We start from the raw sequence: 7,135 nt of genomic DNA, 5'->3' as shown, positions 1-7,135 counted from the left end.
ACTGCCCTTGGGGTTCATTTAAACGCATCCTGAACTTTGTTGCCCCCTGCTTGCTTCACTCATTAAGCGACGCAGGGTGCGCCGCGTTCAAAATGGGTTTAATTTGAACAAAATTCAACCACCAAAGGTCAACAGTCCCTAGAGCACCATAAGACAATTTTTTACACTATGCTACAGCAAGTGTCTTCTACCTTGGCATAGTGGCTAGTAGGGAGAGGCTTTAGGGGAAGAATCTATCAATAGTGATTATCAAATCTTGATTTGGCTCTGCTCTTCGGCGCGAGCATGAATGCCCCTTTTCTATGCGAGCTATCTCGATAGTGCCTTGGACTTTATTTCGTTAGGTGACACTGATCCTTTGGCTCGTCTGTTTCATGTGACTATTTTTAAAGCCCCTGAGCTGGACCGCTCGCTATTGCAATGAGTAGCGGCTTTGGGACTTGGTATGGTCGGTTATTCAGCATTATTGCGGGTTCAATATCCAAGTTGGGGTCATAATTTTTTACCCGCACTGATTGTTCTTGTATTGGTCGTTTATCTGGTAATTTCTTAAGGGGGACATAAAGCTAAGCAAGGCCCTAATTAGTAGGCCTTGCATGTGGAAACATGACTATTTTGCGTTCAGCCAGACGCCCACTTCGGCATGCTCAGTATAAGGGAATTGATCAAAGATGGCCCACTGACTTAATTGATGTGTTTTTGTCAGGGTTTGCAGGTTTTCTAATAGCGTCGCTGGATTACAGGAAATATATAAAATATTGGCGTAGCTGTTAACCATCGCTAATGTGGCGTCATCGAGTCCCGCTCTGGGAGGATCGACAAAAATCGTGTCACATTGATAATCATCGAGTGACACATTGGCTTGCGCTAAGCGGCGGAAGGTTCGCCCTTGCATGGCCTCGGTAAATTCTTCGGCTGACATCCGTAAGATTTTAACGTTTTCAATCTGATTGACGCGGATATTAAATTGGGCTGAATCGACAGAGGGTTTTGCAATTTCAGTCGCTAAGACCCGTTTGAAATTCTCTGCTAAAGCGAGTGAAAAGTTCCCGTTACCACAATAAAGCTCCAGCAAATCACCACTTTGTTTTTCGGTGACATCCAGCGCCCAGCCCAGCATTTTTTCATTGATCCCAGCATTGGGTTGGGTAAAGCTATTCTCGACCTGTTTGTAGTGAATCGGACGTTGATTCACGTTCAATGTTTCGACGACAAAATCTTGATCAAGTAAGATTTTTTGTTTGCGGGCACGGCCAATCAAATGTAGGTTAAATTGCTCTCGCAGCGTATCGCGCAGCTGGACGGCTTCGTTTTGCCAAGCTGAGTCTAACTTCTTATGGTAAAGCAAGCTGACGACAATTTGGTCGCTTTGCGTTGAGAGAAAATCGACTTGAAATAACTTATGGCGCAGCATCTGATTGCCCTTGAGACGTTCGACTAATTCAACCATCACCTGGTTGATTAGCTCGCTTGCAGGGCCGAATTGGTCAATGCGGATTTTCTGCTTGGTCTGTGGGTCAAACATGATGTAATAAAGATCGTCGCCATCATGCCAGACCCGAAATTCGGCACGCATTCGATAATGACTGGGTTGTGAGGCAAAAATCTGAGGCTTCATTTGGGTGATACATTCAAAACGTGCTTGAATACGGGCAACTTTTTGTTCAAGCAAAGATTGATATTGTTCTGGATAGTAGGCAATGTCTGCCATAAAGTCTTATCTCATGCCAAGGGGTGCTAGGGGGGCCATTTTAGAGTGCATTTTTCGTTGTACAAGGGGAACCTCTGGTTTTTTGCAAAATAATTTTGGGTCAAAATGACCTCATTCATCTTCCTTTCATGACATCGATTGCCTTACTAACTTCATATCGTGATTGGGCAGTATTAGAGAGCTGCCTGGATGATGAATAATTTGAGTTATCCCAAAGGAGGATTTTTCAGTAAACTTATAAGGTAACTGGTTAAAACAGCATTAGAGTGGCGGTACGATCCGCTTAAAAGGGAATCTGGTGAAAATCCAGAGCTGGCGCGCAGCGGTAACGATAGCAATGGTTTATCCAATTTTGAACCTATGTTGAGGTTCATAATGGACCACTTTCGCAGATGCGATGGGAAGGGAAACCGCCATTATCTAATGGTCTCGAAGTCCGAATACCTGCCTGATGCTTCTCAATCATCTAGACTAACGCGTTCTTAGGATACATCATGAAATCTTTCTGGGTGTTAGGGGCCCTTATCCCCTTTGTAAGTCATGCGCAGGCAAGTATGCAGGGTAATGATATGATTGTCACTGCTAACCGAATGCCACAATCAATTAATAATGTTCTTGCTCCTTTTACAGTTATTAGTGCTAAGCAAATCGAACAGATGCAAGTTAAATCAATTGCAGATGTTTTAGCGATGCAGCCGGGGGTACAAATCCGCCGCTCTGGTGGCCGTGGAACAGCGACGTCGTTGTCAATTCGTGGCAGTAACTCGAATCAGACTCTTGTCTTAATTGATGGCGTGCGCGCGATGAATGCCAGTGCTGGATCTGGTTCATTTAACTTCTTACCAACCAGTATGGTTGAGCGAATTGAGATTATCCGTGGGCCAAGAGCGGCCCGTTATGGTGCCGATGCGATGGCTGGTGTGGTGAATATCATTACCAAGCCTAGTGCCAAAGAAAAAGTGAACCGCCTGCGACTTGGTTTGGGAGCCCATAACTATTGGCAGAGCGGTTGGCGTTTTGTCCATCCTATCGGTGATGACACTCAATTTCAGGCCAATTTAGATGCTGAGGGAAGTGATGGCTATAACTTCAAACCTGATTCCACACCGGCTCATAATTACGGTTATAGTACCCAACAGGCACTTTTTACTCTTCAGCATCGTTTTAATGATAATTGGTCGGCTGACGGTGAAATGATACTTAACCGTGGACATGGTCAGTATAATGGCTATGGTATGACGACTGAGGCAAATAACACCCTTATTCAGCAATATTTTAGCAGCTCGCTGTTTTATGATAGTGACGCTTATAGCTCGCATTGGAATTTAAATTACGGTGTGGATGACTCGCGTGATTACAGCAGTTCTTATTCGCGCTTTGTAACGCAGCGCTATGCGGGCAGTTGGCTCAACAGCTGGCAGTTAAATGATAACTGGCAGATTGACGCCGGGATTGATGCTCGCCAATCCGATCTGGGGCGCTCTAGCATCGAGTATTCCCAAACTAAACGCTATAATATCGGCGGCTATTCAAGTGTCTCATATATGCAGGGGCCATATCATGTTGATGCCAGTTTACGCCAGGATCACAACGAACGTTATGGCAATAACACAACCTATTCGGTTGCTGGTGGCTGGTCTTATCTGAGTAATCAGCAGGTCACATTAAGTTATGGAACTGCTTTTCATGCGCCGAGCTTTAATGATCTCTATTGGCCTTTGTCGTATGGTTATCAGGGGAATCCAAATCTTAAACCGGAGAAGTCACAAAACCTTGAGTTAGGTTTTAAAGGGCAAATTCAAAATATTCACTATCAATGGAACCTCTACCACACTAACTATCGAGACTTGATTGAGACTACTTCTGATTATTCAACATCAGAAAATATTAGTAAGGCCCGTATCATGGGTAGTGAATTGATCTTAAAATTTGCCACAGGGCCTATTCAACAACAACTGAGCTATACCTATCTCGATAGTGAAAATAAGCAGACGAACAAAGTCTTAATCTATCGTCCTTGGAATAGTGGTAAATGGCAGGCAGACTGGTTAGTGTTGCCGAAATTAAACCTCCATACTGGAATTAATTGGAGTGGTCACCGCTTTAGTTCTTCAACCGAGCGACTGCCGAGTTACTGGACAATGAATATTGCTGCAGGTTATCAGTTTACTTCTGCGTTTAAATTATCTGCATCAGTGCATAACTTGTTTGATCGCGATTATCAACAAGTCGCTAGTTATCTTGCGCCTGGTATCCAGACGAATCTGACGGCCCAGTACGATTTTTAAAATCAGTAGGTTATTTGATCAACCTTATTTTAAGTAATGATTTATCTTAAATTAGGGTTGATCAATGAGCTACAAATCGTCATGATCCCGCCCTTTCTTTGTGTATAAACCACCTTTTAGGCTTGATCCATACACAAAATGTCCTCGATATAAAAATTAATGTAGTAGGAAATATAGTGAAGCAAACGCTGAAGACGACCGATATTATCGCTCTTGGATTTATGCTTTTTGCATTTTTTCTGGGGGCGGGGAATATAATTTTCCCTCCTCAAGCGGGGCAATTTGCAGGAGAACATTATATCAGTGCAATGGGCGGTTTTTTATTAACAGCGGTTGGATTGCCTTTATTAAGCTTGATTGCAATAGCGATTGCTGGTGGTTCATGGGAGGCCATTAGTCAGGAGCTTCCCCGCAAAATATCGGTACTCATTGTCGTTGTGATGTTTATTATTATTGGTCCAGCGTTTGCGATTCCCCGAACTGCAGCTGTTTCTTTTGATATGGCGATCAAGCCATTTATAGGAGCAGGGTCAGACAGATTAGCTATTTTCTCTGGCGTCTTTTTTATGTTGGTTATTGTCTTTGCGCTTCGCCAAGGACGCCTGATCGATACTATTGGTAAGTTATTGACTCCTGTACTATTGATTGGATTGATTGTCCTCTCGCTGGGGGTGTTCTTGGCCCCCCAAGGACATATTATTGGTGCAAAAGGCCATTATATTGATATGCCACTGGCCAGTGGTTTCTTAGATGGTTATAACACCATGGACACATTTGGAGCACTGTTGTTTGGGATGCTGATGGTTGATGCCATTGGCTCTAAAGGGATTACGCAGAAAAAAGCAGTTGCACGATACCTCTTTTTTTCTGCCCTGATTGCTGCTGCAGGGCTAGCATTTGTGTATGTCTCTCTCTTTTATTTAGGTGCAACCAGTTCGCAAATTGCGGCACATGCCAAAACGGGGAGTGATATTTTAAGTATTTATGTTCAGTCGCTATTTGGCCCCTATGGACAGTGGGTTTTGTCGACCATTGTACTGCTAGCCTGTCTCACAACAGCCATTGGTTTAACATCTGCTAGCTCAGAATATTTTTCTCGATTAAGCGGAGTTGGCGTTCGTTATTGGGTGGTGGGGGTTGGCGTACTCAGTGCTATCATTACGAATATAGGGCTTAAGCAACTAATTAATTTATCGATTCCTGTTTTGTTGGCACTCTATCCTACGATCATTATGTTGGTGTTATTAACCTTTATAAGACATAAGTTGGCCAATCCTAAGTTGGTCTATCGGTTTGTGTTAGCGGTGAGTTTTATCTTTTCGTTGATCGATGTGATCCACCGGTTAGATCTAAATGTGTACTGGTTTGACCGTTTGCCTTTACTGGCTGTCGGAATGGGGTGGTTGTGCCCAACACTTATTATTCTGGTTGCCATGTTAGTGATTGATCGGGTTTTGCCCTTCAAGTTGGTGCAAAGCCAAAGCATCCATTAGTTAGTGTCCCGCTGAGCTAGAATATAAACTCATTGGCCCGGAACTGATTGCGGCGTAAACTAAGGACCATTTCTAATTTTCGTAAAAAGAGATGTCCATGACGCCCCATCTGGCTGTATTTGATTCTGGCGTAGGCGGGTTATCGATTGTCCGTTCACTAGACAGTCAGCTTGGCAGTTATCAATTAAGTTATCTATTTGATAATGCCCTTTTTCCATATGGCGAACTTAATGAGGCAACATTAGTTGCGCGGGTTCTAGATTTAGTGGTTCCTTTTTGCCAGCAGCAGCGTCCAGACTTATTGGTGATTGCCTGCAATACGGCCAGTACCGTTGTTTTAAAACCGCTTCGGCAGATGCTCTCTATTCCAGTTGTAGGGGTTGTTCCCGCTATAAAACCCGCTTGCCAAATATCTAAGTCTAAAATTATTGGCTTATTAGCAACACCTGCAACGATTCAACGTTGCTATACCAAGCAACTGATTGAGCGCTTTTCTAATCACTGTTTGGTGCTCAAAATAGGTTCCACTAAGCTAGTTGAACTCGCTGAACAAAAGCTCTCAGGCGATTGTATTCAGATACAAACACGATTACGTCCGATACTCTCAGCTTGGCTTGACGGAGATGTGCAACCGGATGTTGTGGTATTGGGATGCACGCATTTCCCACTGCTTAGAGATGAACTTCATCAGGTGTTGGGGGATAAGGTTTGTTTGGTTGATTCGGGCCAAGCCGTTGCTCAGCGCGTAGCCTCACTACTTAATATAAAACAGACAGGGTGTTATAAAATGGGGGCACGAGTTGGGTATTTCACCCAAAAAAATGCCCACACGGATCTACTGTGGGCATCATTTAAAGCACTACGATTTAGTGAACTTAATCCTCTTGAGAATGATCTTTGCGCTCATTGGCCGGACGAACTTTTAATGTCCGATGTTGAAAGTCTTGCTCATTAAGTGCTTTTTGAGCGGCAAGAGCTCCTTGTTCTGTCATTTCAACAAATCCAAAGCCCCGGCGTTTGCCGGTATGTTTATCTTTTAAAAGACGAACCGAAACAACATGTCCATATTGGGCAAATAGTTCACGAACAGCGGTTTCATTGGCTCGGTAAGGAAGATTTCCAACATAAAGTGTCTGAGTGGATTCCGATGAGCTACTTGTTTCGCTTTTGGGTGAAATTGGTGACGGTCTGACAAAAGCTACAACGAGTCCGGTAATAATACTACCGATGCTCATCGCCATTGGCGCAGATAAGTTTTTACCTACCAGTGCAGTTAATACAGCTAAAACCACTGCACATACGATCGTTAAGATAATAGACAAAGATAAAGGTGTTTTCATAATCAACCACTAGTTTATAGAAAAATCCATTTCGATTTTGATTGTGTATTCCACGAAAATAATCTAATCAATACAGTAATATTCAGTGAGTATTACAAATACTATTGATTAAACTTTCAATGTAGCATAAAAGTAGCTAAGTTTTCGCCATGTTTAGAGAGAAGAATTTTAATTTTGTGGATAAAACTGTGGTTAACATGTGCGAATACTGTGTTTTTGAAAAAGTTTTAAATTTATTGAAAAAAGCACTTGCACCCTGCGTCGAGATCCCTATAATACGCCCCCACTGACACGGCACAAACG

Annotated in this window: 6 protein-coding genes and 1 riboswitch; of the genes, 4 read left to right on the top strand and 2 right to left on the bottom strand. The window is 43.1% G+C overall.

Translation table 11 applies throughout. The annotated features are described in order from the left end of the window. Nucleotides 1-433: 433 nt before the first annotated feature. On the top strand, nt 434-553 hold the full coding sequence (locus EV690_RS18685; RefSeq protein WP_131911467.1) for a DUF1422 family protein: 120 nt from the start codon (nt 434-436) through the stop codon (nt 551-553). Between the two features lie 57 nt (nt 554-610). Here the strand turns inward: EV690_RS18685 and trmA are convergent, their stop codons facing one another. Continuing rightward, nucleotides 611-1,711, bottom strand: coding sequence for a tRNA (uridine(54)-C5)-methyltransferase TrmA (trmA, locus tag EV690_RS02995; RefSeq protein WP_131911466.1), 1,101 nt, complete (start codon nt 1,709-1,711; stop codon nt 611-613). Nucleotides 1,712-1,957: 246 nt separating this feature from the next. Next, a riboswitch (cobalamin riboswitch) is annotated at nt 1,958-2,177 on the top strand. Nucleotides 2,178-2,205: 28 nt separating this feature from the next. Between trmA and EV690_RS02990 the strand changes: the two genes are divergently transcribed. The 3 genes from EV690_RS02990 to murI all read left to right on the top strand — a co-directional run bounded on the left by EV690_RS02990 (nt 2,206) and on the right by murI (nt 6,447). Beyond that, the gene (locus EV690_RS02990) at nt 2,206-3,999 is read left to right on the top strand and encodes a TonB-dependent receptor domain-containing protein (protein ID WP_131911465.1); all 1,794 of its coding nucleotides are present in this window, start codon (nt 2,206-2,208) and stop codon (nt 3,997-3,999) included. A 176-nt stretch (nt 4,000-4,175) separates the two neighbouring features. Next, complete coding sequence (gene brnQ, locus EV690_RS02985) at nt 4,176-5,492, top strand: branched-chain amino acid transport system II carrier protein (RefSeq protein ID WP_131911464.1); 1,317 nt, start codon at nt 4,176-4,178, stop codon at nt 5,490-5,492. Nucleotides 5,493-5,589: 97 nt separating this feature from the next. Then, nucleotides 5,590-6,447, top strand: coding sequence for a glutamate racemase (gene murI / locus EV690_RS02980; RefSeq protein WP_165872639.1), 858 nt, complete (start codon nt 5,590-5,592; stop codon nt 6,445-6,447). Here murI and EV690_RS02975 read toward each other — a convergent pair. Further along, nucleotides 6,368-6,832, bottom strand: a complete 465-nt coding sequence (locus tag EV690_RS02975) for an RNA recognition motif domain-containing protein (protein WP_131911462.1) — start codon at nt 6,830-6,832, stop codon at nt 6,368-6,370. The genes murI and EV690_RS02975 overlap by 80 nt on opposite strands. Between the last annotated feature and the right edge of the window lie 303 nt (nt 6,833-7,135).

The organism is Celerinatantimonas diazotrophica, from assembly GCF_004339545.1.
Taxonomy (GTDB): Bacteria; Pseudomonadota; Gammaproteobacteria; order Enterobacterales; family Celerinatantimonadaceae; genus Celerinatantimonas; species Celerinatantimonas diazotrophica.
This window is presented reverse-complemented; position numbering and strand designations above follow the sequence as displayed.

Coding starts and splice junctions, on each gene's coding strand:
- trmA (WP_131911466.1), bottom strand. CDS start 1,711: ATGGCAGACATTGCCTACTATCCAGAACAATATCAATCTTTGCTTGAA.
- EV690_RS02990 (WP_131911465.1), top strand. CDS start 2,206: ATGAAATCTTTCTGGGTGTTAGGGGCCCTTATCCCCTTTGTAAGTCAT.
- murI (WP_165872639.1), top strand. CDS start 5,590: ATGACGCCCCATCTGGCTGTATTTGATTCTGGCGTAGGCGGGTTATCG.
- EV690_RS02975 (WP_131911462.1), bottom strand. CDS start 6,832: ATGAAAACACCTTTATCTTTGTCTATTATCTTAACGATCGTATGTGCA.